Annotated in this window: 23 protein-coding genes and 1 riboswitch; of the genes, 11 read left to right on the top strand and 12 right to left on the bottom strand. The window is 66.0% G+C overall.

Features of this window, described 5'->3' with window-relative positions; genetic code table 11:
• Positions 1-100: 100 nt before the first annotated feature.
• The gene (locus tag ACJH6H_RS07535; RefSeq protein WP_406774578.1) at positions 101-628 is read left to right on the top strand and encodes an MFS transporter; all 528 of its coding nucleotides are present in this window, start codon (positions 101-103) and stop codon (positions 626-628) included.
• A gap of 162 nt (positions 629-790) precedes the next feature.
• Positions 791-1,279 carry a hypothetical protein gene (locus ACJH6H_RS07530; protein ID WP_406774577.1) on the top strand — a complete coding sequence of 163 codons (489 nt, stop codon included), beginning with the start codon at positions 791-793 and terminating at the stop codon, positions 1,277-1,279.
• Here the strand turns inward: ACJH6H_RS07530 and ACJH6H_RS07525 are convergent.
• Positions 1,254-1,859 (bottom strand): TetR/AcrR family transcriptional regulator, encoded by a 606-nt coding sequence (locus ACJH6H_RS07525; RefSeq protein ID WP_406774576.1) that lies wholly within the window; start codon positions 1,857-1,859, stop codon positions 1,254-1,256. The genes ACJH6H_RS07530 and ACJH6H_RS07525 overlap by 26 nt on opposite strands.
• 204 nt (positions 1,860-2,063) lie before the next feature.
• Between ACJH6H_RS07525 and ACJH6H_RS07520 the strand changes: the two genes are divergently transcribed.
• Both ACJH6H_RS07520 and ACJH6H_RS07515 read left to right on the top strand, forming a co-directional pair.
• Positions 2,064-2,510 (top strand): MmpS family transport accessory protein, encoded by a 447-nt coding sequence (locus ACJH6H_RS07520; RefSeq protein WP_406774575.1) that lies wholly within the window; start codon positions 2,064-2,066, stop codon positions 2,508-2,510.
• Positions 2,507-5,386 (top strand): RND family transporter, encoded by a 2,880-nt coding sequence (locus ACJH6H_RS07515; RefSeq protein ID WP_406774574.1) that lies wholly within the window; start codon positions 2,507-2,509, stop codon positions 5,384-5,386. Before ACJH6H_RS07520 ends, ACJH6H_RS07515 begins: the two co-directional genes overlap by 4 nt.
• Here the strand turns inward: ACJH6H_RS07515 and ACJH6H_RS07510 are convergent.
• Positions 5,373-6,974 (bottom strand): FAD-binding protein, encoded by a 1,602-nt coding sequence (locus ACJH6H_RS07510; RefSeq protein WP_061007368.1) that lies wholly within the window; start codon positions 6,972-6,974, stop codon positions 5,373-5,375. The two genes, ACJH6H_RS07515 and ACJH6H_RS07510, sit on opposite strands and share 14 nt — an antisense overlap.
• A gap of 120 nt (positions 6,975-7,094) precedes the next feature.
• On the opposite strand from ACJH6H_RS07510, the gene ACJH6H_RS07505 reads away from it, so the two are divergent.
• Positions 7,095-7,694, top strand: a complete 600-nt coding sequence (locus tag ACJH6H_RS07505) for a TetR/AcrR family transcriptional regulator (RefSeq protein WP_406774573.1) — start codon at positions 7,095-7,097, stop codon at positions 7,692-7,694.
• A 192-nt stretch (positions 7,695-7,886) separates the two neighbouring features.
• On the top strand, positions 7,887-8,369 hold the full coding sequence (locus ACJH6H_RS07500; RefSeq protein WP_237162975.1) for a hypothetical protein: 483 nt from the start codon (positions 7,887-7,889) through the stop codon (positions 8,367-8,369).
• Positions 8,370-8,415: 46 nt separating this feature from the next.
• Here ACJH6H_RS07500 and ACJH6H_RS07495 read toward each other — a convergent pair whose 3' ends face one another.
• From ACJH6H_RS07495 to ACJH6H_RS07485, 3 genes are read right to left on the bottom strand one after another with little or no spacing between them, the layout of a single operon-like run.
• Positions 8,416-8,712 (bottom strand): DUF1330 domain-containing protein, encoded by a 297-nt coding sequence (locus tag ACJH6H_RS07495; protein ID WP_406774572.1) that lies wholly within the window; start codon positions 8,710-8,712, stop codon positions 8,416-8,418.
• Positions 8,713-8,738: 26 nt separating this feature from the next.
• Positions 8,739-9,302 carry a hypothetical protein gene (locus tag ACJH6H_RS07490; protein WP_406774571.1) on the bottom strand — a complete coding sequence of 188 codons (564 nt, stop codon included), beginning with the start codon at positions 9,300-9,302 and terminating at the stop codon, positions 8,739-8,741.
• A gap of 10 nt (positions 9,303-9,312) precedes the next feature.
• On the bottom strand, positions 9,313-9,804 hold the full coding sequence (locus tag ACJH6H_RS07485) for a universal stress protein (RefSeq protein WP_061007371.1): 492 nt from the start codon (positions 9,802-9,804) through the stop codon (positions 9,313-9,315).
• A 233-nt stretch (positions 9,805-10,037) separates the two neighbouring features.
• On the opposite strand from ACJH6H_RS07485, the gene ACJH6H_RS07480 reads away from it, so the two are divergent.
• Complete coding sequence (locus ACJH6H_RS07480; protein ID WP_406774570.1) at positions 10,038-10,691, top strand: VC0807 family protein; 654 nt, start codon at positions 10,038-10,040, stop codon at positions 10,689-10,691.
• Here the strand turns inward: ACJH6H_RS07480 and ACJH6H_RS07475 are convergent.
• The 5 genes from ACJH6H_RS07475 to gcvT all read right to left on the bottom strand — a co-directional run bounded on the left by ACJH6H_RS07475 (position 10,669) and on the right by gcvT (position 15,585).
• A complete protein-coding gene (locus ACJH6H_RS07475; RefSeq protein WP_406774569.1) occupies positions 10,669-11,517 on the bottom strand; it encodes a sugar phosphate isomerase/epimerase family protein in 849 nt (282 codons plus the stop codon). The two genes, ACJH6H_RS07480 and ACJH6H_RS07475, sit on opposite strands and share 23 nt — an antisense overlap.
• A complete protein-coding gene (locus ACJH6H_RS07470) occupies positions 11,514-12,518 on the bottom strand; it encodes a Gfo/Idh/MocA family protein (protein WP_406774568.1) in 1,005 nt (334 codons plus the stop codon). Before ACJH6H_RS07470 ends, ACJH6H_RS07475 begins: the two co-directional genes overlap by 4 nt.
• Positions 12,512-13,888 (bottom strand): L-serine ammonia-lyase, encoded by a 1,377-nt coding sequence (locus ACJH6H_RS07465; protein ID WP_406774567.1) that lies wholly within the window; start codon positions 13,886-13,888, stop codon positions 12,512-12,514. The genes ACJH6H_RS07470 and ACJH6H_RS07465 overlap by 7 nt, the downstream gene beginning before the upstream one ends.
• A gap of 118 nt (positions 13,889-14,006) precedes the next feature.
• Positions 14,007-14,405, bottom strand: a complete 399-nt coding sequence (gcvH, locus tag ACJH6H_RS07460; protein WP_406774566.1) for a glycine cleavage system protein GcvH — start codon at positions 14,403-14,405, stop codon at positions 14,007-14,009.
• A 31-nt stretch (positions 14,406-14,436) separates the two neighbouring features.
• Positions 14,437-15,585 (bottom strand): glycine cleavage system aminomethyltransferase GcvT, encoded by a 1,149-nt coding sequence (gcvT, locus tag ACJH6H_RS07455; protein WP_406774565.1) that lies wholly within the window; start codon positions 15,583-15,585, stop codon positions 14,437-14,439.
• 153 nt (positions 15,586-15,738) lie between these two features.
• A riboswitch (glycine riboswitch) is annotated at positions 15,739-15,829 on the bottom strand.
• 111 nt (positions 15,830-15,940) lie between these two features.
• On the opposite strand from gcvT, the gene ACJH6H_RS07450 reads away from it, so the two are divergent.
• Both ACJH6H_RS07450 and ACJH6H_RS07445 read left to right on the top strand, forming a co-directional pair.
• The gene (locus tag ACJH6H_RS07450) at positions 15,941-16,720 is read left to right on the top strand and encodes a DKNYY domain-containing protein (protein ID WP_406774564.1); all 780 of its coding nucleotides are present in this window, start codon (positions 15,941-15,943) and stop codon (positions 16,718-16,720) included.
• Between the two features lie 83 nt (positions 16,721-16,803).
• Positions 16,804-17,172, top strand: coding sequence for a hypothetical protein (locus ACJH6H_RS07445; protein ID WP_406774563.1), 369 nt, complete (start codon positions 16,804-16,806; stop codon positions 17,170-17,172).
• Positions 17,173-17,181: 9 nt separating this feature from the next.
• Here the strand turns inward: ACJH6H_RS07445 and ACJH6H_RS07440 are convergent, their stop codons facing one another.
• Positions 17,182-19,068 carry a DUF222 domain-containing protein gene (locus ACJH6H_RS07440; RefSeq protein ID WP_406774562.1) on the bottom strand — a complete coding sequence of 629 codons (1,887 nt, stop codon included), beginning with the start codon at positions 19,066-19,068 and terminating at the stop codon, positions 17,182-17,184.
• Between the two features lie 70 nt (positions 19,069-19,138).
• Between ACJH6H_RS07440 and ACJH6H_RS07435 the strand changes: the two genes are divergently transcribed.
• Both ACJH6H_RS07435 and ACJH6H_RS07430 read left to right on the top strand, forming a co-directional pair.
• Positions 19,139-20,341, top strand: coding sequence for an MFS transporter (locus ACJH6H_RS07435; protein ID WP_406774561.1), 1,203 nt, complete (start codon positions 19,139-19,141; stop codon positions 20,339-20,341).
• A 167-nt stretch (positions 20,342-20,508) separates the two neighbouring features.
• A complete protein-coding gene (locus ACJH6H_RS07430; protein WP_406774560.1) occupies positions 20,509-21,942 on the top strand; it encodes a glyceraldehyde-3-phosphate dehydrogenase in 1,434 nt (477 codons plus the stop codon).
• Positions 21,943-22,015: 73 nt separating this feature from the next.
• Here ACJH6H_RS07430 and ACJH6H_RS07425 read toward each other — a convergent pair whose 3' ends face one another.
• A complete protein-coding gene (locus ACJH6H_RS07425) occupies positions 22,016-22,684 on the bottom strand; it encodes a TetR/AcrR family transcriptional regulator C-terminal domain-containing protein (protein ID WP_318985072.1) in 669 nt (222 codons plus the stop codon).
• Positions 22,685-22,725 lie beyond the last annotated feature (41 nt).

Genomic DNA, 22,725 nt, shown 5'->3' with positions numbered 1-22,725 from the left:
GACTGCTTATGGTCTGGTTGCAATCTAGTACCACTTTGTCGGATGCTCCAGAGGGATGGCCCATCGAATGTCGTGCACGACCCAACCCGATACCCGGCAGATGCCGACAATCAGCCCGCGGATGGCCCTACTCCTTGCCTTCGTCAGCGGCGCGGCAGTGGCCAATGTCTATTACGCGCAACCACTCCTGGACGATCTCGGCGTTCAGTTGCGCATGTCAACGGCCCAGTTGGGCTGGGTGACAACGGCGACGCAGGGCGGATATCTGGTCGGGCTGATCCTCGTGGTGCCGCTGGGTGATCGCCTCGACCGACGCCGGATCATCCTCGTGCAACTGGCCGTGACCGCGCTGGGACTGCTCGGGGCCGCCATCGCGCCGTCGGCGTGGACCTTCCTGGCCTGTTGCGCACTTTTCGGCGCGGCGTCGACGGTGGTTCAGGTGATCACCGCGTTCGCCGCGGCAACCAGCCGGCCGGACCGGCGCGGCCGCACCGTCGGCGTCGTCACCACTGGAGTCGTTCTCGGAATCCTTTTGGCCCGTACAGTTTCCGGATCGATTGCCGGACTCTGGGGCTGGCGCGCGGTCTTCGTCGTGGCCGCACTTGTCATGGTTGCGGTCAGCGGATGATTGGCCGCGACGCTCCCCCGCGACGACATCGAGAAAGTCGCTGTGCCCTACCGCCATGCAATCACTTCCGTCATCACTCTCACCAGACATGACAACGCATTTCGCGTACGAAGCCTCATCGGGGGTTTGATGTTCGCCGGCTTCGGCGCTGCCTGGGGATCAATGGCGCTCCCTCTGGCCGCGGAGCCGTGGCAGCTGACCGCGACGCAGATCGGACTGTTCGGCATCGTCGGCGCGGCCGGGGCGCTCGGCGCCTCGGGCGCAGGCCGCTGGGCCGACGCAGGTCACGCGCAACTCGCCACCGGTGGCATGCTCGTCGTCTTCCTGGCTTCGTGGCTCGCCGTCGCTCAGGCGCCGACCTCGTTACTGCTACTCGGAATCGGCTTGGTCGCACTGGATTTCGCGGGCGAGGCATTACACGTCATCAACCAGCACATCATCGTCGAGTCCGATCCCACAGCGACCACGAGCCTCATCGGCGGTTACATGGTCTACTACTCGGTCGGCACCGGTCTCGGAGCCATCGCCGCCACCGTCGCCTACGCGCATGCCGGGTGGACCGGCACCACCCTGGTGGGCGCCGGATTCGCGCTGGCCGCCCTCGGCGTGTGGATCGCCGACCGCGTCAGCTCATCGACCGGCGGCCGGTGAGGCTGGGCAGCAACACGTCGTCGACCAGGATCCGTACGGTGTCCTCGGTCGGCGGTCGATCGGAGACCAGCGCCCGGAACACCAGGTATCCCGGCAGCAGATCGAATATCTCCTCATTGATCGCCGCGGCGTCGATCTCGCCGCGTTCGACGGCATCGGCGAGAACTCCGTCCAGCACCAATTTGCGCTGCAGGACGAACTTCTCCTGCATCACCGCCTGCAGACCGGGGCTGTGTGACAACTCGTTCAGCACCGCCCGCATGGTCGGGGTGTGTTCATGCGCCTGTTCGCAGGTGGCGCGCCCGATCTCCAGCAGGTCGCCGCGCAGCGAGCCGGTGCGGGGTGGCACGGCGGATTGCCGGGTGCCCTCGATGAACGCGGCCAGCACCAGATCGGCCTTCGACGGCCAGCGCCGGTACATCGTCGCCTTGCTCGCTTTGGCCTTGGTCGCCACGGCTTCCACACTCAACCGGTCGTAGCCGTGCTCCCGTAACAGTTCGAGTGTGATGGCCAGCAGTTCGGCTTCCCGCTCACTCCATGGGCAGCCAAGGCTCTCGGGCATGTCCTCTGACATCGCCATGCCCCTTTCTGCCGCACTCACCCAAGATGGAATACCAGAGTTACACCGTGGCGTTGCACTTCGTTGCGGCAATGTGCGCAGGCTTTTGCTCATATGTCAATCCGGTTGCGATCGCACGTACGGTACCGTACCGTTCTGTTTCACGGGACGATTTGACGAGGTTGCTGCGGCTGTTCGTCTTCGGGGGCGTCGAAAGGCTGTGGCTTGAGCAAGTTTTCGGTGAGCAAGTTGGCGCGCCGGCATTGGATCGCGCTCGTGGCGATCGTGGTCGTCGTTCTGGTCGCATTCAGTGTCGACCGCTTACGCGGCATCTTCGGCTCAGACAACGAGATATCGCGACCAGGCTCAGAAGCCCTGGAAAACACCGGCTACAACCCCAAACAGGTGCTGTTCGAGGTATTCGGCTCGCCCGGATCCGTGGCCACCATCAATTTTCTGGACATCAACGCGCAGCCTCAGCGGGTGGAAAACGTCACGCTGCCATGGTCGCAGGCCCTGACCACCGATGACCCGACGATGTACGCCGACCTTCGCGCACAGGGTGATGGCAGCACCATCGGGTGCCGCATCACCGTCAACGGCATCGTCAAGGACGAAAGGTCCTCGAACCACGTGAACGGTTACATCGCCTGCTTGGACAAGACGGCATGAGCGAGCATCGCGTCGACGCCGCCGTGGAGAGTTCGCTTGCCGCACGGCTCATCCGGAAGCTCTCGCTGCCGATCCTGTTGATCTGGATCGCGATCGCCGGCGTTTCCAATACCATCTCGCCGCAGCTCGAAGTGGTCGGCTGGGAGCGTTCCGTCGGGCAGAACGCGGCGGACGCGCCGGGCATTCTCGCGATGCGGCACATCGGCGAGGTCTTCCACGAATTCGATTCCGACAGTGCGGCAATGCTCGTGATCGAGGGCGACAAGCCGCTCGGTCCGGAAGCCCACAACTACTACGACGGCTTGGTGAAGCGGCTCCAAGCCGACAAAGAGCACGTCGAGCATGTGCAGGACTTCTGGGGTGACCCGCTCACCGCCGGCGGCTCCCAGAGCAAGGATGGCAAGGCGGCCCTGACGCAGCTGTATCTGCGCGGTAATCAGGGCGAGGCGATGTCGAACATCTCCGTCGACGCCGTCCGCAAGATCGTCGCCGCAGATCCGCCTCCGCCCGGGATCCGGGCATACATCACCGGAGCTTCGCCGCTGGTGACCGACAACTTCGAAGTCGGCAGTGCGGGCACCAACGAGGTCACCGGTGTCACCTTCCTGGTCATCGGCATCATGCTGCTGTTCGTCTACCGCTCACTGGTTTCGATGGTGATCGTCCTGCTGACCGTCGCCGTCGAACTGGCGGCTGCCCGCGGCGTTGTGGCGGTCCTCGCGCACGCCGGCGTCATCGGGCTGTCCACCTATGCGACGAACCTCTTGACCCTCCTCGCCATCGCGGCAGGCACCGACTACGCGATCTTCGTCGTCGGCCGCTACCAGGAGGCACGCGGCAAGGGCATGGACCGGATTTCGGCCTACCACGACATGTGGCATGGCACGGTGCACGTGATGGTGGGCTCAGGATTGACCATCGCCGGCGCCGTTGCCTGCATGAGCTTCGCCCGGCTCCCCTACTTCCAGACGCTCGGCATTCCCGCCGCGCTCGGCGTCCTCGTGACGTTGGCCGCTGCGCTGACGTTGGGGCCGGCGGTGTTGTTGATCGCCACCCGGTTCGGACTCCTGGAGCCCAAGGTCGCCCAACGGGCACGGGGCTGGCGCAAGATCGGCACCGCCATCGTGCGCTGGCCCGGACCGATCCTCGTGGTGACCGGCGCGATCGCGCTCATCGGCGTGTTCGCGCTACCCGGCTTCGAAGTGAGTTACGACAACCGCCCGTACATTCCTGCCAGCGCACCCGGCGTCGTCGGCATGGAAGCCGCCGAAAGGCACTTCACCGAGGCGCGCATCAACCCCGAACTGCTGATGATCGAAACCGATCACGACATGCGGAACCCGGCGGACATGCTGATCCTCGAGCGGGCCGCCAAGTCTGTGCTGCACACGCCGGGAATCGCTCTGGTGCAGTCGATTACGCGCCCGCTCGGCACGCCGATCACCCACAGCTCCATCCCGTTCCAGATCAGCGCAACGAGCGCGAGCCAGATCATGAACCTCGGCTATCAGAAGGACCGGGCCAACGATCTGCTCAAGCAGGCGGGCGAGATCGACAACACGATCAGCGTGCTCAAGCAACAACTCGCGCTGCAGAAGCAGAGCGCCGCGGCGACCCACGACCAGGTCGAGGCATTCCACGACACCGTCGAGACGGTCAACGACCTGCGGAACAAGCTCGCCGATTTCGACGACCAGTTCCGCCCCCTGCGCAACTACTTCTACTGGGAACCGCACTGCTTCGACATCCCGATGTGCGCGGCCCTGCGGTCGGTGTTCGACTCCTTGGACGGGATCGCTGATCTCTCCGACAAGTTCGGCACCATCACGGCCAGCCTCGACCGGTTGGATGCTCTGCAGCCACAACTGGTGGCTCTGATCCCGCCGCAGATCGCCATTCAGGAACGCAACCGTGAACTGACCCTGTCGAACTATGCGACCAACGGTGGCACCAACGCCCAAAGCGACGAGGCACTGCGGAATGCCACCGCCATGGGCAAGGCGTTCGACGACGCCAAGAACGACGACACGTTCTACCTACCGCCCGAGGCCTTCGACAACGCCGACTTCAAGCGTGGCCTCAAGCTGTTCCTTTCCCCGGACGGCAAAGCGGCGCGAATGATCGTGACGCACCAGGGCAACCCGGCCAACCCCGAGGCCATCCCGCACATCAATGCCATGAAGGAAGCGGTGTTTGATGCGCTCAAGGCGACGCCGATGTCGGACGCCAAGATCTACGTCGCCGGCATCGGCTCCACCAACAAGGACATTCAAGAGGGCACCAAATACGACCTCTTGATCTCCGCGCTGGCGGCAGTCGCGCTCATCCTCCTGATCATGGTGATCGTGACCCGCAGCATCGTGGCCGCGGCCGTCATCGTCGGTACCGTCGTGCTGTCGTTGGGCGCGTCGATCGGCTTGTCAGTTCTGGTGTGGCAGTATATCTTCGGCATCCATCTGTACTGGGTCGTGGTGCCGCTGGCCATCATCCTGCTGCTCGCGGTGGGCGCCGACTACAACCTGTTGTTGGTGTCCCGGTTCAAGGAGGAGATGCACGCGGGCCTGAACACCGGCATCATCCGGTCGATGGGCGGCACCGGCAGCGTCGTCACCGCGGCCGGTCTGGTGTTCTCGGCGACCATGGCAGCGTTCATCTTCAGTCCACTCGTGATCCTCGGGCAGATCGGTACGACCATCGGCCTGGGCCTGCTGTTCGACACGTTGGTGGTGCGATCGTTCATGACGCCGTCGATCGCCGCGCTGCTCGGCAAGTGGTTCTGGTGGCCGCAGATCGTCCGCCAGCGGCCCGTTCCCGCCGAGTGGCCGCGCCCTGCGCAGAAGTTCGACGAGGACGAACTGTCGTTCAGCGAGCGCTGACCGACGGGAGTTGGACGGCGTGCAGGCCTGCACGCCGTCCGGAGTAGACGCAGTCGGCCAGCGAGAGTCCGCTGACATAGGAGTTGGCACAGATTCCCACGGCCGTACGCCCTGCGGCGAACAGGCCCTCGATCGGCTGTCCCTCTTGGGTTTTCACGGCGCCGGTCTCTTCGTCGACAACGAGGCCGCCGAGGGTGAACATCGGGCACGGATTGATCAGGCTGCGCTTGATCGAGATCGCGATCAGCGAGTACGGACCCTGTTCGATGGGGTGCACGTATTCGGCCGGCTTGCCCATCGGGTCCGGGCGCCCCGCTGCCGCGGCCTCGTTGTGCTCAGCGACTGTCCGGCACAGTCCAACCGGGTCGACGCCCGCCTTGGCGGCGACAGCTTCGATGGTGGCCGCCTCCACGCGATCGGTCCGCAGCATCGCCTCCATCTGCAGGCGCTGGAACCAGATCGCCTGCTGCGGAAGCTGTTCGCGCGCCTGCTCGAGCAGCGTCCGGTCGGCCAGGATCCAGCCCCGCCCATTGTGGCCTTGCACCATCGCGTTGCCGATGGCTGCGCCGTAACGGGTTTCGTCGATGAAGCGCTGTCCGTGTTCGTCGACGACAAGGCCGCCGAGCATCGCACTGGGCGGCGTGATGAACCGCCACGCTGATACGTTGTCCAGCCGATCCACGGCCGCACCGACGTCGACAGCCAACCGCATGCCGCTGCCGTCGTCCGCGCTTGTCCCGAGCTGCAGGCCATCGCGATAGTCCGGAGCGTACTGCTGGATCAACTCGCGATTGGCGATATATCCACCGGCGCAGAGGATTACCCCTTTACGCGCATATACGTCGACCGTTCGGGCGTAGCGACGTTCGAGGGCGGCCAGCCGCCGGTCCATCGCCGCGCGCAGCGGCGGGTAATAGATACCGGGTTTCACGGACAGCGCGGCGTATGTCGCGTAGCGACGCTGCACCCACGCCGGAGCCTGCGCCAGGGTGCTGGTCCGGACCCCCACGACCCGGCCCGCGGCATCGGTCAGAAGTGACTCGGCTCGCGTGTGGAACATCGTGCGCACGCCCGCCCGACGCGCTGACGCCGCCAGCGGCTGATAGATCTTTTTGCCCGACGCGCCTGCACCCTTGGCCCGGTGGCCGCGCTGCACCGGCGGCGTGAGCGCACGAAAGTGCCCGGAGTTCTCGCTACCCGAGTAGTAGAGGTAGTACTTGTTGTTGGGGTAGGACGTCTTGTAGGGACATACCGAGGCCTCGAACGGCACGCCGTGTGCGGTGAGCCAGTCGATCATCGCGGGGCTACCGTCGACGAACCGCCGCAGTGTTTCCGGCCGCACCGAGTCGCCGACTTCGGCGTGGAGGTATTCGTACATCGCATCGGCAGTGTCATCGATGCCGGCCTGTTGCTGGACCCACGTGCCACCGCCTGCGTAGATGATCCCGCCGGACACCTGCGTGGCGCCGCCCCCGTTGAAACGATCGATGGCGAGGACGTCCGCTCCCTGAGCCCGCGCTTCGAGCGCAGCGCACAGGCCCGCGGCTCCGTAGCCGACCACAACGACGTCTGCGGTGACGCTGCTCATGGTGATCCCTTCCGACAGGTCTAGAACTCACAGTTTAGACTCTGAGTACAACATATCAGTTTGGATGTCGGTTCCACCTTCGCGAGGTCCCGCGGATCGCTCCCTCGTACACTTCGACTCGTGGTTGAACAGACCGGACGCGCAGTGCCCGCGGCAGTGGCGAGCAAGCTCTATGCCGCGGCCGACCTGATCGCCGCCAAGGGCCTGGAAAACACGAAGATCGAAGAGATCGCCGCCGCGTCCGGTGTCCCGAAAGCCACGCTGTACTACTACTTCACCGGCAAGGACGACATCCTCGGCTTCCTGCTGCGGGATTCACTGGGCGACCTGGCTCGTGACGTTGCCGCGGCCGCCGATTCCACGGGAAGCGGGCGGGAACGGCTCATTGCCGTCATCACCGCGCAGGTCGCGCACACCATGAATCGGCCGGGGACGAGCATGGCACTGGTCGGTGACCTGGGCCGCGCCATCCGACTCCCCGACCTCGCTTCGGCGGTCCAGCATGCGTTCTACGAACCCATTTCCCGCGTGCTCGACGCCGGCGCCGCGGACGGCACCTTGAAGCGTGTCGCGGATCCGCACACCGATGCGGTCAGCATTTTCGGCGCGGTCATGATGACGGCGCTGTTGCACAACGCCCTGAGTTCAAACAAGACGCAAAGCGACGTCGCCGGTGACGTCATCGACTTCGTCTTGAACGGCGTTGCCCCGGCGCGCTAGTGACGCCGCACGCGCCGGCATCGTGCCGTGGGTGGCGGCCGATACCTACCCCGGGAGTAGGAAGTCTTCGACCGATCTCCGACCACGGCACGATCCGAGCTGACCCCTCACCTTCATAGGCTGTTGAACACGTAGTGCGCCAATCTATTTCACGCACGAGCAAGAAGGTTCACAGTGAAAACCGTAGCGACCGTGAGGGGCGAATTCGCGCGAGCCGTGGCCATCTCGGCAGCATTGAGCGCGGCCATGACGATGGTAGCCACGTCGGCGTCCGCATCGCCGGCACATCGAATGTTCCTGCTCGCCAACCTGCACACCTGCGACTTCCAGCTGGTGACAACACAATTGGGTCGCGCAAGCGCAAAACCCTTCGCCGAGATCACCTCGGACGGGCGCATCGCGGTCGCTCATATCGACTTGACGAACGGCGCCGACGACGCGCGGTACGTGGTGCGGGTGATCCCGGCACCGCACGCCGTGCTGGGTTGTCTGCCCGGTGACCGCGGCATCACCACCGGCACACTCGTCACCGACGCCTTCGGTAGCGGCAGCATCACGCTGCAGGCGCCCATCCCGGCCGGCGCCACCGGCATGTGGCTGGCCGTGGACCTACCGTCTGCGCATTCGCAAGTCCCGGAGGAGTTCTACAGCAGCAACTACATCGCGCCGGTCTGATCGGTCGCCGAATCGTCCGGCCGCGGGGTTGTTCGGTACGCCGCCACTACGGCGCACCGATTCCCTTGACGAGCAGGACGACGGCGTCGGATCCGGCCCGGCGATCGACCGAGATTTCATGGTACTCAGGTGAATTCGCCCATGCACGGAACGACGACTCGTCGGGGAACGACATCAGGACCACCTTCTCGCGATCCCAGTCGCCTTCGATGACCGCGGGTGCCTCGTCTGCCGCGAGGATGGTCCCCGCGTATTGCGCGAAGACGCCCATGAACCGACTCTGATACCTGTCGTACGCGGGTCGATCTGTAAACCGAAGCTGCGCAATGGCATACACCGTCATGCGGGCACGCTACCCCGTCGGCGCCGTCAGACGCCGGTCCACGCGCTGGCGATGCGCTTACCGATGTCGACGACCTTCGCCTGCTGCGCTTCGGGCGCCTCGATCCGGCGGCCGACCTGCTTGGCGATGACGCGCTTGATCTCCGAGTCGACGTCGGCCACGATCCGCAGCAGCTCACCGCGCAGTGTCTGCGACGTCACGTTCACGGTGATGTCTTTGCGCTCCGGCTTCGGGATATCGATGATCAGCAGCAGCGGCTCGGCAGCGCGAGCCGTGGCGATCAACGCGATCTCGCCGGTCACCTCGAACCGGGACCGGTCCACGCGCAGGTCGATGAGCAGATCGATGTCGAGGGGAATTCGAACGTCGAAAGCGATCATGTCGCCGTCTCTGCGTGTCACCTGTGGCTGCTCGATGCTGACCCGCGCCGTCACCCGCGCGATCCCGGCGGGGCCGGCCGGAAAGGGCCCGAGCTCAAAGGTGTCGCCGGCCATCGTGCCGAAGCCATCGGCAACGCGATCGGCGGTGACAGCGACCTCGAAGAACTCTCGGCCGAATTCCTCGTAGGTGGCAAAGTCGTGGGTCGACATCGGCACAAGGTCAGTCGACGGTGTGCACGATCAAGATGTCGATCTTGGCCTTGCGCGCAACGTCGGCGGGAACCGAGCCCAACAGGCGTCCTGCGGTCGTGTTCAGGCCGACATCGCCGACGACGATCAGGTCGGCGGCGACGTCGCGCGCCAGCGTGGTCAGCGCTTCGACGGGTGCGCCGATGACCGACCGCTCTTCCACGTCCTGGGCGCCCGCGCCACGCGCGAGTTCGCCTGCGTCGCGCAGAATCTCGTACACGTGCGCGTCGCCGTGCACCCGGTAGCCGGCGTCACGACCGAGTACGTCCTCGGCGCGACGATCACTGGCCTTTTCCGGTGCGGCCGCTCGTGCCCAGCTGCCCTTTTCGACTTCGTGGAAATGGGCCGTCGCGATCACCAGCTTCGCGCCCTGCTGAGCGGCGAACGTAGCGGCGTGCTCGACTGCCTTCATCGATGAGTCTGAGCCGTCAGTTCCGACCAGGACCGTCCGATAGCTACCCATGGCTGTCTCCTTACGGCAGTGACGTCGAGACGACATTAGCGCGGACAATCCGGTTGACGTGGACTTTTGGCGTGGCTCGGAGGTACGCGCCTTCAGTGGCTCCGCCGATCGGTGGACATCGGTTTCCTCCCCCTCATCAACCGGTCGCCCGACAGACCCGGGACTGCCCGAGCGAGACGCTGTAGGCATCGCTGCACGGCGACGCCACCGACTCGTCCGGGAAGGACATCTCCATGACCGCCATGTCGATCGACACCATCGAACCGGAGCCGGTCGACCGCCCGGATGCCGCCCGATCCGCCGCCAAACGCCGCGCGATCGTCCGGACCGTCCTCGAGATCGGCACGCCGCTGGTCGCCTTCTACGGCCTCCGCGCCACCGGGCATTCCGAGTACTTCGCGCTCCTGGCCGCGACGGTCGTCGCCGGTGTCCCGGTCGCGTACGGGCTCGTGCGGGTTCGTCGGCTCGATCCCTACTCCGGGTACCTCATGCTGATGTTCGGGCTCACCCTGGCCGTCGCCCTGGTGACGACCGATCCCCGGCTCGTGCTGGCTGGGCAGACGCTCGTCGGCGGTGTGGCGGCGGCGGTGTTCCTCGCCAGCTGCCTGCTCGGCAAGCCCATGACGCAGTTCGTCGCGGCCCGATTCATGCCGGCTGCCACGGCGCACACCCCGACCACCGCGCTGCACGCGTTGCACATCCGGCTGAGTGCCGTGGTCGGCATCGGCCTGTTGATTCAGGTCGCCATCCTGCTCGGCATCATCTTCACGTTCCCGTTCGACGTCGCCAATGGCTTGGTCAACGTGGTCGGTTCGGTCGTCGTTCTGGTCCTCGGCGCGGTGGTGGCTCTCATGGTCCGCCGTTTCAAGCAGACCCTCGCCGGCTGAGCTGACGCCGCCGCAACAGACCCTGCGCCGCTTCGACGCAGGGTCTGAGCCGCTCTGCCGGACCGATGCCGGCGAGCGCCGGCGCGCGTTGCGGGACTTCCAGGCCGATGACGACGTCGTCGGGAAGCGCCGCAAGGATTTCCAGCAGCGGCAGCTCGCCCTCCCCCGGCACCATGCGTTCGAACATGGCCTCTTCTGCATAGTTGTCGGTCCGCGGCGTGAGCGTGGTGTCACAGAGTTGGGCGTAACCGATCTGGTCGGGAGCGATCGCCGAGATCTCGTCGGCGCCCGAACCCGAGCGCACCAGGTGCATGGTGTCGACGAGGAGCCGGACATCGGGCCGCGAGACCTGTTGGAGCACAGCCAGTGCCGTCGACAGATCGCCGATCGTCAGGCCCGGCACGGGTTCGACGACAGTCTCGATCTGCCGCTCGGCCGCGTGCTCCGCCAGCGTGCCCACCTGATCACAGGTGCGGTCGAGATCCGGGTCGAGGCTGACCACATTGATGCGCGGCACCCCCAGCTCGGCCATCAGGTCAAGATCCATTGCGAATGACCGCATGTCGGCGTCGGGCAGCACCAGGAATCCATCACCCAGCGAGATGCTGACGCCGCGGTGATGCATGGCGGCCAGCAGGTCAGCCCGCAGCCGGCTGTCGTCCATGAGCGCGAACGGCGGATAGCCCAGTGGCAGCACGGCGAGGTTCCGGAGGAAGACCGTGATGTACCGACACCCGAGATCCGCGGCCAGTTCGACGAATTCGACCGGCGGCAGGCCGAACACGCTCAGCGCCTCGATACCGAGCCGATCCGCAGGCGGTGTCATGCGGGCTGCCGCACCGGAAGGCCGGCCGCCCGGTAGACGGCATCGATGACGGTCATGTTCTCGACCGCATCCTGCGGAGTCGTCTTGACCGGTTCACCGCGCAGTACCGCACCGGCGAAGGCGTCCAGCTGATAGCTGTAGGACGCTCGTCGTGAAAATCGTTCCACGCGTTTGCCGTTCGTGCTGCGGACCGCGAGGCGGTGGTACAGCTGGGGCAGCACGGGATTGACGACCCGCAGCTCGCCGTGCTCCCCGATGACCCGCGCGCTCATCGCGAGCAGGCTCGTCGACCACATACTGCAGCGCACGCGGCCGGTATGCCCTGCGGGATAACGCAATTCGGCGGTCATCGCGCGATCGACCTGCCCGTCACGGAGTTTCGCCTGCGCCGACACGACCTCGGGAGTTCCGCCGCCGAAGATGCGCGCCATGTGGATGGCGTAGCACCCGCCGTCCATCGTCGCGCCACCGGCGAGCGCGTAGTTGTACCGGATGTCGGAGAACTTGGGCAGCGGAAAGCACATCGCCGTCTCTACGTGCTGCAGCTTCCCCAGCTCGCCGGAGGCGATGATCTCCTCGACGCGCAGGGCCAGCGGATGATAGCGGTAGTGGAACGCCTCCATCACCACGCGGTCCGATGCCGCCGCCCGCTGTGCAATGTCCGTCGCCTCAGTTGCATTGGCGGTGAACGGCTTTTCGCAGAGCACATGCTTACCGGCGTCGAGGGCGGCCCGGATCCACCTGCCGTGCAGACCATTCGGCAGCGGGATGTACACCGCGTCCACCTCGGGATCCGCGATCAGCGCGTCGTAACTCCCATATGCGGTACCGATGCCGTGACGCGCGGCGAACTGGTCGGCCCGCGCGGTGTCACGTGCGGCCACCGCCGCCACGACGACATCGCTGCGGCCCCTCGCCGGTTTGATGAGCGCCAGCGGCCCGATCCGCGCGGCGCCCAGGATGCCGATGCGCACCGGCGGGGCCGTGATGTCGTTCAGCATTCGACGACATTAACGGTGACGGCGAGGCCACCGGTCGAGGTTTCCTTGTATTTGGAGCTCATGTCCATGCCGGTCGCGCGCATCGTCTCGATGACCTGGTCAAGGCTGACCCGGTGGGTGCCGTCACCGCGCAGTGCCATGCGAGCGGCATTGATGGCCTTGCCCGCCGAGATGGCGTTGCGTTCGATGCACGGGATTTGCACGAGACCTCCGATCGGATCGCAGGTCAGGCCCAGGCTGTGCTCCATCGCGATCTCGGCGGCGTTTTCGACCTGTTGGGGTGTGCCACCGAGGATTTCGGCGAGGCCACCGGCAGCCATCGATGCCGCCGATCCGACCTCACCCTGGCAGCCGACCTCTGCACCCGAGATCGATGCACGTTCCTTGTACAGGGAGCCGATGGCGCCGGCAGTCAGGAGGAAGCGGACGGTGACGTCGTCGGGATCGGCCTTGCCCGCCGCGGTGTAGTGCAGCGCGTAGTACAGCACCGCCGGAATGATGCCGGCGGCACCGTTGGTCGGTGCGGTGACGATGCGACCACCCGAGGCGTTCTCCTCGTTCACCGCCAGTGCCACCAGGTTCACCCAGTCCTCGGCGAAGGCCGGGTCGCGCCCGGCGTCTTCGGCGCTCAGTCGGACGAACCAGTCCTTGGCCCGCCGGCGGACCATCAACTTGCCGGGCAGGTAGCCGTCGCGGGACATGCCGTTGGTCGCACACGCGAGCATCACATCGCGGATGTGTAGCAGCTGTCGACGCACCTCGGTTTCGGTGCGCGTCGTCGACTCCTGGCTCATCATCACCGCGCTGATGGGGATGCGCTCGCGGTCGGTGAGCGCCAGAAGTTCTGCCGCCGACGTGAAAGTGTCCGCATCTCTGCCACATTCGGGTGGCTGCGCCAAGTCGTCTTCGGTGACGACGAAGCCACCCCCGACAGAAAAATACGTCTCGCCGAAGAGCACTTCGCCGTCGGCCGAACGGGCAGTGATCGTCATCGCGTTGGGATGACGGTCGAGCTGCTGCGCCGGGTGCAGGGCGATGTCAGATTCGGCGAGAGGGAGCTCGATCCGGCCGCCCAGCCGGACCGTACCGGTGGCCCTGATGGCCGCCAGCCGCCGTTCCATCTCGTCGGTCTCGATGGTCTCGGGACGGCAGCCCTCCAGTCCGAGCAGGATGGCGGGCATCGTGCCGTGGCCGCCGCCGGTGGCCGCCAGCGATCCGTACAGATCGATTCGAACATCGACGACGTCGTCGATCGTCTTGCGGGCGATGAGTTCGTCGACGAACATGCCGGCCGCCCGCATCGGGCCGACGGTGTGTGAACTCGACGGCCCGATCCCGACGGAAAACAGGTCGAACACGCTGATCGCCATTACAACTCCGGGTAGAGCGGGAACTGTTCGGCCAGGGTACGCACCTGCGGGTCGAGATGTCCGGAATCGGCTGCACCGTTGGCGAGCGGAGCGGCCGCGACGACCGAGATGCTCATGGCTACTCCTCGTTACGTGCGGCGTAATCGGCTGCGGTGAGCAGGTTTCCGGCCGCGGTCGGCTGTACCTCGAAGAGCCAACCGGCATCGTAGGGGTCGGCGGTGATGATGCTGGGATCGTCGACCGCGGCGCTGTTGACCGCAGTGACCGTGCCGCTCACCGGCGGGTACAGCTCCGACACGGTCTTGGTCGATTCGACCTCGCCACAGGTCTCGCCGGCGGTGATGGCGGACCCGACTTCGGGCAGGTCGACGTACACCAGATCACCGAGGGCCGCGGCCGCGACCGCGGTGATGCCGACCCGCACCGGGGCGTCGGGAAGGGCGGCGCCGGGCGCGATGAGTACCCATTCGTGCTCCTCGCTGTAGCTGCGATCGTCGGGGATGACGTTGGTGGCCATGGTGGTCCTTCCTGAAGTGGTCGTCTCGTATTCAGGGGCGACGGTAGAACGGCGCCGGGGTGACTTCGAACGGCTCTTTTCGCCCTCGGACGTCGACCTGCACCCTGGTGCCGGGTTCCGCCAGCGCGGCGTCGAGATAGGCCAGCGCGACGGGGTATCCCAGGGTCGGCGACAGCGTGCCCGAGGTCACGGTGCCCACCGCCTCGTCGTCGTGATGGATGGTGTACCCGGACCGCGCGGCGCGTCGGGTATCGCCCTTCAGTCCGACCAGCACCCGCTGGCCGTTCTGCGCAGAAAGTTGTTGCAGCGCATCACGTCCCACGAAGTCCTTGCCCAGGCGCACCACCTTGCCGAGGCCTGCCTGGTAAGGGTTGATGTCCGCGGTGAGCTCGTGCCCGTAGAGCGCCATGCCGGCCTCCAGCCGTAGCGTGTCGCGGCAGGCGAGACCCGCGGGTACGCCGCCGGCCTCGGAGGTGGCTGCGAGCAGCGCTCCCCACAGTGCCACAGCCTGACCGTTGGGCACGTAGAGCTCGAAGCCGTCTTCGCCGGTGTAGCCGGTGCGCGCGAGCAGCACGTCGATGCCGGCCACCTGAGCATCGATCACCGCGTAGTACGGGAGCTCGGCAACGGCGGCTCTCCGGCGGTGCGGCACCAGCGAGCTGACGATGGCCTCGGACGCCGGCCCCTGCACCGCGATCAGTGCGGTCGCCAGTGACTGGTCATCGACAACCGCGTCGAATTGCGCTGCGCGCCTGACCAGTTTGCGAGCCACGGTCGGCGCGTTGGCCGCATTGGCGACGACCAGGAAGGCGTCAGTGCCCAGCCGGTACACCACCAGGTCATCGATGACACCGCCATCGGCGTCGCACATCAACGAGTATTTGGCCCGCCCCACACCAATCTTGGAAGCCTCACCGACCAGCGCGAAGTCCAGCGCTGCCGCCGCTTCCGGTCCCGTGACCGCGACCTCACCCATGTGCGACAGGTCGAACAGGCCCGCCGCCTCGCGTACCGCCCGGTGCTCTGCGAGTTCACTGCCGTACTTGAGTGGCATTTCCCACCCGGCGAAGTCGGTGAAACTAGCTGCCAGGGCCCGGTGTTCGGCCAACAGCGGAGATGCCGGACCAGTGCGGTCACGAAAGCTGTTGTGGTTCTTACCAATTATTGTACGGACAGACATGAGGTGACTCCGGTTCGCGGGGCGTCGACTGCTCGACGCGTCGTTGGGTAGCACCTCCCCGCTCTGTCCTGAAACCTGAGAGTTTTGACGCGTAAGCGCCGTTCACCTTCGGTAAGCGCGGATCTGTTGATCCGCACTGTTCTCCAGAGTTGCCTCGACGCTGCGGTATTTGGGCCTGAGAGATTCCCGGGGAGGACTTGCTCCTACGGCGCCCCGTTTCCGGGGGTTCTCCCACAGCGCGTTGTCGGCGTATTGAGTTGTCTGCGGCAATCGTAGCCTGTCATCTCGATAGATAGATGCACGGCCCGCGTCTTTGTGCGAACGTCTAATCCTGGGATCGACAGGAGGTGGGCAGGTGCGTCGATGGGTTACCGCGCTGGCTGTCTCGGCAGTGCTCCTGGCGCCTGCGTGTAGCCCGAAGGTCGTCGGCGGCTACTACGTCGACGATGGCAAGGTGTACTGGACGGGCGGCATCGACTCGTCACCTCGCGAAGTCGCCGGCGCGGACGCCGGCTCCTTCCACAAGCTCTCCAGCGGCTACGCGCGGGACAAGGCGCGCGCCTACTACCGGGGGGCTCAGATCGGCGGTGCGGATGTCACCACGTTCGACTGGCTGAATTACGGCTGGGCCAAGGACCGCAACCACATCTGGGCCGGCACCCTGCCCCTCAGCGGCGACCCCGACCACTTCGAGACGATCAACAGCGATCTCGCGAAGGACAGCGGTGCCGTCTACTGCAAGGACCGCGAGATTTCGGACGACCCCGCGCACTTCGAGATCCTGCGCTTCACCCCCGACGACCGAAACCTGGACTACACCAAAGATATTCACGCGGTGTACTACCGATGCGAAGCGATCCCCGGGGCGGACGCGGCGACCTTCCGCCGACTCAACGACAGCGTTTTCAACTACGCCGTCGACAATCAGCGGGCCTACTACCAAGACCGGGTCATCGCCGGCGCCGATCCGCACACCTTCCGGGTCCTGTACGACACCGCCAATGAGGGCTGCGCCGCCGACGCCCAGCGCGCGTATCGCTGGGACACCGTCATCCCGGATGTCGATCCGCAAAAGTTCCCACCCGGCAAGTCCGTGACGGGATGCGACGGGACGCAGGTTACGTTCGGTCCATGACAGCTGACCATGGAGAACCGCGCCGACCGAGCCGGTTCCTCGTCATCGGAGCGGCGTGCGTTCTTGCGGGGGCGCTACTGGCGATGATCGCCATGAAGACACACGGGTTCGGCCTCGTCCGCCCCGAGCCGCGTCTCGCGCAAGACGTGGCCCGCGACAGATGCCAAGCCGACGTGCGCAAGCAATTGGCATCGCCCGATTCGGCTCAGCTTTCCGACGTGCGCTCGGTTGCCGGCACGCTGGAGACGGATGGGCAGGACATGTTTCCGCTGATGACCGACGAACCACTGAAAGGCGTTGACCACAGCCGCATCACCGTGTGGAACGTGTCGGGAATGGTCGACGCCAAGGCCGAAGCCGGCGGCACGATTCGTGATCCTTTCACCTGCCGCGCCTACTTCGTCGACGGCAACTTGGCCGACACCTTGGTTCTGTTCGACCACGCACACTAGCCATCTGCCTCAGTGCGGCGGCGGGATGTCTTGCTGCTCTGCTGATTCAGCGGCCGCGGCTTCTGCGGCTTCGCGTTCTTGGCGTTCTTTGCGCCGGCGGGCGAAGGCTTCTTGGGCGGCTTCGCGTTCGTCGATGTCGGCTTGGTTGAGGGCGCGTTCGTAGGCGATCTGCTGGGCCTGGTTCTGGGCGCGGGTGCGGCGCCGGATGGGCATCATGACACCCCGGCCGGCAGCCGCGGTGGTGTCCAGATCGGTTCCCTCTGGTGGTGGGTTCGGCAGCGGGGTGTCGGTGACCGTGCGGGGAAACAGGATTCGACTTTCGGGCACGCTGATGTAGGTGTGGCCGGTGGGTGCGGTCCACACAATCGTCCCGTCAGGCTGTTGACGGTCCTGCCACCCATCCGGCCCGCCGTAAAACGTTTTCAGCAGGTGGTGTTTGCGGCACTTCGGGCTCAGGTTGCCCGGATGCGTCGGCCCGACCGGCCACGCAATCGTATGGTCCACATCGCAGGCGGTGGCAGGCTGATCACAGCCCGGGAACATGCACGTCATGGCCCGCACCCGCACGAACTCATCCATCGCCGCCGACGGCCGGTACCGCGGCACCTCAGCCAGATCGGCGGCCGAGGCGACCGTGCGCACTTTCGCACCGCGGGCCACCAGATCCGCCAGCACCGCCGGGGGCACCACACCGCCGCCGAGGACATAACCGACCGGTGTGCGCACCGGAGCCGGGGGCTTGGTGGAAGTCGGAGCGGAAGCCGGGACCGGCGGGTGCGCCGCATGAGCTTCAGGGGTGGGCGCCGACTCAGCCGCCGGAGCAGGTGTATGCGCGGGTCTGCTGGCCGGCACTGGCGTGGACGTGCTGTCGCCGGCCCGTTCGACCCCAGCAGGAGTCAGGGTTTGGGCAGACCGCGAATCGGCCGCCGGTGCAGGCGCGGGCATCGGCGCCACGTCATCCGCCGGCGCGGGCTCAGGCTCAGGTTCGGGTGTGAACACCGGCTCAGGTGCAGGCTGGTTTGGCGCCGGGGTCAGCGGCGCGGCCGGATCCCCGTGCAGCAGCGGATCCGCCACCGGCGTCGGCAGCTGATCGGTGAGCACATGAATCATCACCGCCGCCGCCCGGGCATCAGGCCCAGCGGCCGGGCAATCCGGATTGCCGCACTGGCACGCCAGCCGATCCCCACGGGCCGCCAACACCCCCAACGCGTCAGCCCGCCGCTGCCCGAACGTCCGCGGATCGTCCTCGCACACCTGCCGGGCCATCTCGTCCAGCACCCGATCCAACAACTCCGCATCGGTGGCCAACAGCGCACCCCAGATCGACGCCACCCCAGTCTCATCATCGGGCTTGCCCACCCCGACCCCACGCCGGCGGGCAGCCGAGCGCACCTTGATCACCGCAGCCGGGTCGAACTTCTGCACCCAACCGTCGATCTTGCGTTCAATCTTCTTGCGCGACAACCCCGCCCACTCCGACAACGCCCCCGCCAACGCAACATCGATCACCGCCAGCGTATTGGGATCCTCCACCAGGCGGGTACGCCAACAGATCGTGCCGACCGTCCGCGCCGACACCCCACCATCGGCGAACACCGCCGCCACCCGAGGTAACCGAAACCGCAACGCGACCGCAATCGACAACTGCCCCGACGCTTCACGCTTCCCCATCCCCAGCGCCGCCCCCACCTCGGCGACCGCAGCATCCCACCCATCACAGGCCCACCACTGCCGACCATCTTCGTCAGCGACACGCAACGCCACCAGATCAGCGATCGCCCGAAACTTCCCGCACTCAGCCACATTCGACACCCGCGCGAAATGCACCACCGCATCGACCACAGAGGCATCGTGAACCAGCACACCGCCGACCCCGACACTCACATGTTCGAACATATGTGCGATTATGCCAGACGGGTCGGACACGTGCCATGTATTGCCGCCGGGTCCCGTGCACAATCGGTGCGTGACCGGCCGACCGCTCAAGCCCTGGCACTTCGTCCTCGTCTTCGGGGTGGTGAGCCTGCTCGCCGACATGGTGTACGAAGGCGCCCGCAGCATCATCGGTCCCTATCTTGCGACCCTCGGCGCGTCCGCCGCAGTCGTCGGATTGGTCGCCGGCGCAGGCGAATTCATCGGATACGGGCTGCGCGTCGTCGCCGGCTATGCCGTCTCGCGCACCCAGCACTACTGGACGTGGACGATCACCGGCTACGCGCTGACCGTGCTGAGTGTCCCGTTGATCGGCGTCACCGGATCTCTCGTTCCGGCGCTGCTGTTGTACGGCACCGAGCGTCTCGGCAAGGCGGTGCGCTCGCCGGCGAAGGACACTCTGCTGTCGCATGCGTCGACGAGCACCGGGCGCGGCAGCGCGTTCGGCGTGCACCAGGCCCTCGACCAGACCGGTGCCATCGCCGGGCCGCTGTTGCTCGCGGCGGTGTTGAGCGCCCACGCGGGCGACTACCGAATGGCGTTCGGCGTACTCATCGTTCCCGGCGTCCTGGTCCTGGTCCTGCTGGGCTGGCTTCGGTTTCGCGTTCCCGACCCGCGGAGCTACGAAGAAGAGGCCGTTCGCGAAGCCACGGAATCCACCCCGGGCAGCCCCGCGGTGCCGAAGCGATTGCCCGCCCAGTTCTGGCAGTACGTCGTCGCGATCGGCCTGCTGTCATGCGGCGTCGCATCATTCCCGTTGTTGGCGTTCCATGCCCAGCGCACCGGACTGCTCACCGACGCTCAGGTGCCGATCCTGTTCGCGATCGCGATGGCGGTGGACGGCGCAGCGGGTCTGGTGATGGGCCGGGTGTACGACAAGCGTGGACCGATCGTGCTGCTCGCGGTTCCCCTCGCCGCCGCGTGCTCGGCGATTGCTTTCACCGGTGACCGCACCCTGGTCTGGGTCGGCGTCGCGATCTGGGGTGTCGTCAACGGCGTGCTCGATTCCACGGTGAAATCGGTGGTCACCGAGCTCGTGCCGGCAAACACCAGGGCCATCGCCTTCGGCTGGCTGGCCCTGTTGCGGGGCGTCGCGTTGCTGATCGCCGGCGGCCTGCTCGGTGCCGTCTACGACATCTCCCCCGGCTACACGATGGCCCTGATCGTCGTGGCGAACATCGCGGCGCTCGCCGGTTTGGTGCCGGTGTTGCGGCGGATCCAGCCGGCCGCACGCTGACGCCGCGCTGAAACACCTGGGTGAGGCCTGTTCGGCGCACGCGCCAGCGTGCCTGTCAACCCCTACGTGCCCTGCCAGCGGGACGACCTGCAGAACCGGAAATGCCGATCGCTAACATGAATGCGCTGCTCAGCGCGATCGGCCAAGCGACCCGTAGGACAGATGAGTTGAATACACCAGAACTTGCCAATTGGAACACCCAGGAAGCCCTGGCGGAGGCGATGATTCCGATCGTCGGCACCTTGCACCGCACGCGCGGCGTCACCGTCCTGCTGCACAGCCGGTCGCTGGTGAACAAGTCGGTGATCAGCATCCTGCGCACCCACCGTTTCGCTCGGCAGATCGCCGGCGAAGAGCTGTCGGTGGTCGAGACCTTCCCGTTCCTGGAGGCTCTGGCGAACCTGGACCTGGGTCCGGCCAAGATCGATCTCGGCCTGCTGGTACACGCCTACCGCGCCGATGAGCGTGGCCTCTCGGTCGCCGACTTCGTCGCCGACGCGCTGTCCGACGTCACCGGTGACAACAAGGCCGAGCCGCAGGGCCCGCGCGACGTGGTCCTGTACGGCTTCGGCCGGATCGGTCGCCTCGTGGCGCGACTGCTCGTCGAGAAGGCCGGCGGCGGCAACGGCCTGAACCTGCGCGCCGTCGTGGTCCGCAGCGGTGGCGCCGACGACCTGAAGAAGCGTGCTTCGCTGCTGCGCCGCGACTCGGTGCACGGACACTTCAACGGCACCATCAAGGTCGACAAGGAGAACAACCTCCTCATCGCCAATGGCAACGTCATCAAGTTCATCTACGCCAACGACCCGTCCGAGGTCGATTACACGCAGTACGGCATCAACGACGCCATCCTCATCGACAACACCGGCAAGTGGCGTGACCGCGCGGGTCTCGAGCAGCACCTGCGTCCGGGCGTCTCGAAGGTCGTCCTGACCGCGCCGGGCAAGGGCGACGTGCCGAACATCGTGCACGGCGTCAACCACCTCGGCCAGGATGTCAGCCAGCAGATCTTCTCGTGTGCGTCGTGCACCACCAACGCGATCGTCCCGCCGCTCAAGGCGATGGACGAGAAGTTCGGCATCATCCGCGGCCACGTCGAGACGGTGCACTCGTTCACCAACGACCAGAACCTGCTGGACAACTACCACAAGGCCGACCGTCGTGGCCGTTCCGCGCCGCTGAACCTGACGATCACCGAGACCGGCGCCGCCTCGGCCGTCGCCAAGGCCCTGCCGGAGCTCAAGGCCAAGATCACGGGCAACTCGATCCGCGTCCCCACCCCCGACGTCTCGATCGCCATCCTGAGCCTGCAGCTCAAGAAGGAGACGACGAAGGACGAGGTGCTCACGCACCTGCGCGAGACGTCGCTGTCGGGCCCGCTGAGCCGCAACCTCGACTACACCGCGGCCACCGACGCGGTGTCGAGCGACTTCATCGGTTCGCGTGCGGCGTCCATCATCGACGCGAACGCGGCCATCGTCGATGGCGACCAGGCGATCCTGTACTGCTGGTACGACAACGAGTTCGGTTACTCGTGCCAGGTCGTCCGCGTCGTGCAGTTCCTCTCGGGTATCGAATACCCGACGTACCCGCGCAGCTGATCCACCTTCCGCCGAAACGGCATTCCGACAGACAAGTTCACGAGACTTGCTCTGCTGGAATGCCGTTTCGGCGCTAGAGGGGCAGCCCGTAATGCGCCGCGATACCGGTCAGCAGCAACGTGATTCGATGCTGGAAGGCCTCGTCACCGAACGGGTCGTCACCCGATTTCGCGATGGCACGCAACGTGGGAAACTCCGACGGTGAACGTTTGGCGGTGAGCGCGAGAATCCGGGCCAACCATGGCTGCCCGCTCTCGGAGTACAGGTATTCGCGATGGGCCTCGGTGACACTGCCGACTGCCATGGTACTCACCGATGCCCATACCGCGAGGGCGTCGCTCGGCGACAAACCTTGCGCGGCAAGCGCTTCCACTGCATCGGCGGTGTACTCCATCTCGACGTCATGGCCGACCGCACCACTGACGAACTTCTCCACCAGCGCGGGTTCGGCGGCCAGCACCGTCCGGATGTAGGACGCATAGTCGCGGAGCCAGGTCGCCCAGTGTCCGCCGGTGTACCGCGGCGGCGGTGAGTTCGTCAGGGCACTGACGGTGGCCAGGCGCAGCAGGTCGTGCTGGTTTTTCACGTGATGGTAGAGCCCCGGCAGGCTGATACCGAGATGCTCGGCGACCCGGCGCATCGTGGCGTTCTCGGTGCCGATCTCCAAAACCGCTGCGGCAATGGCACTCTGGTCGACACGCGGCGGCCGCCCCCGGCGGGGTGCTGCGTTGTTGACGCTCATCGGACTCTCCTGGCGACCACTTCCACATTCGGGGTTGACGA

This window comes from Mycobacterium sp. SMC-21 (assembly GCF_045310825.1).
Lineage (GTDB): Bacteria > Actinomycetota > Actinomycetes > Mycobacteriales > Mycobacteriaceae > Mycobacterium.
This window is presented reverse-complemented; position numbering and strand designations above follow the sequence as displayed.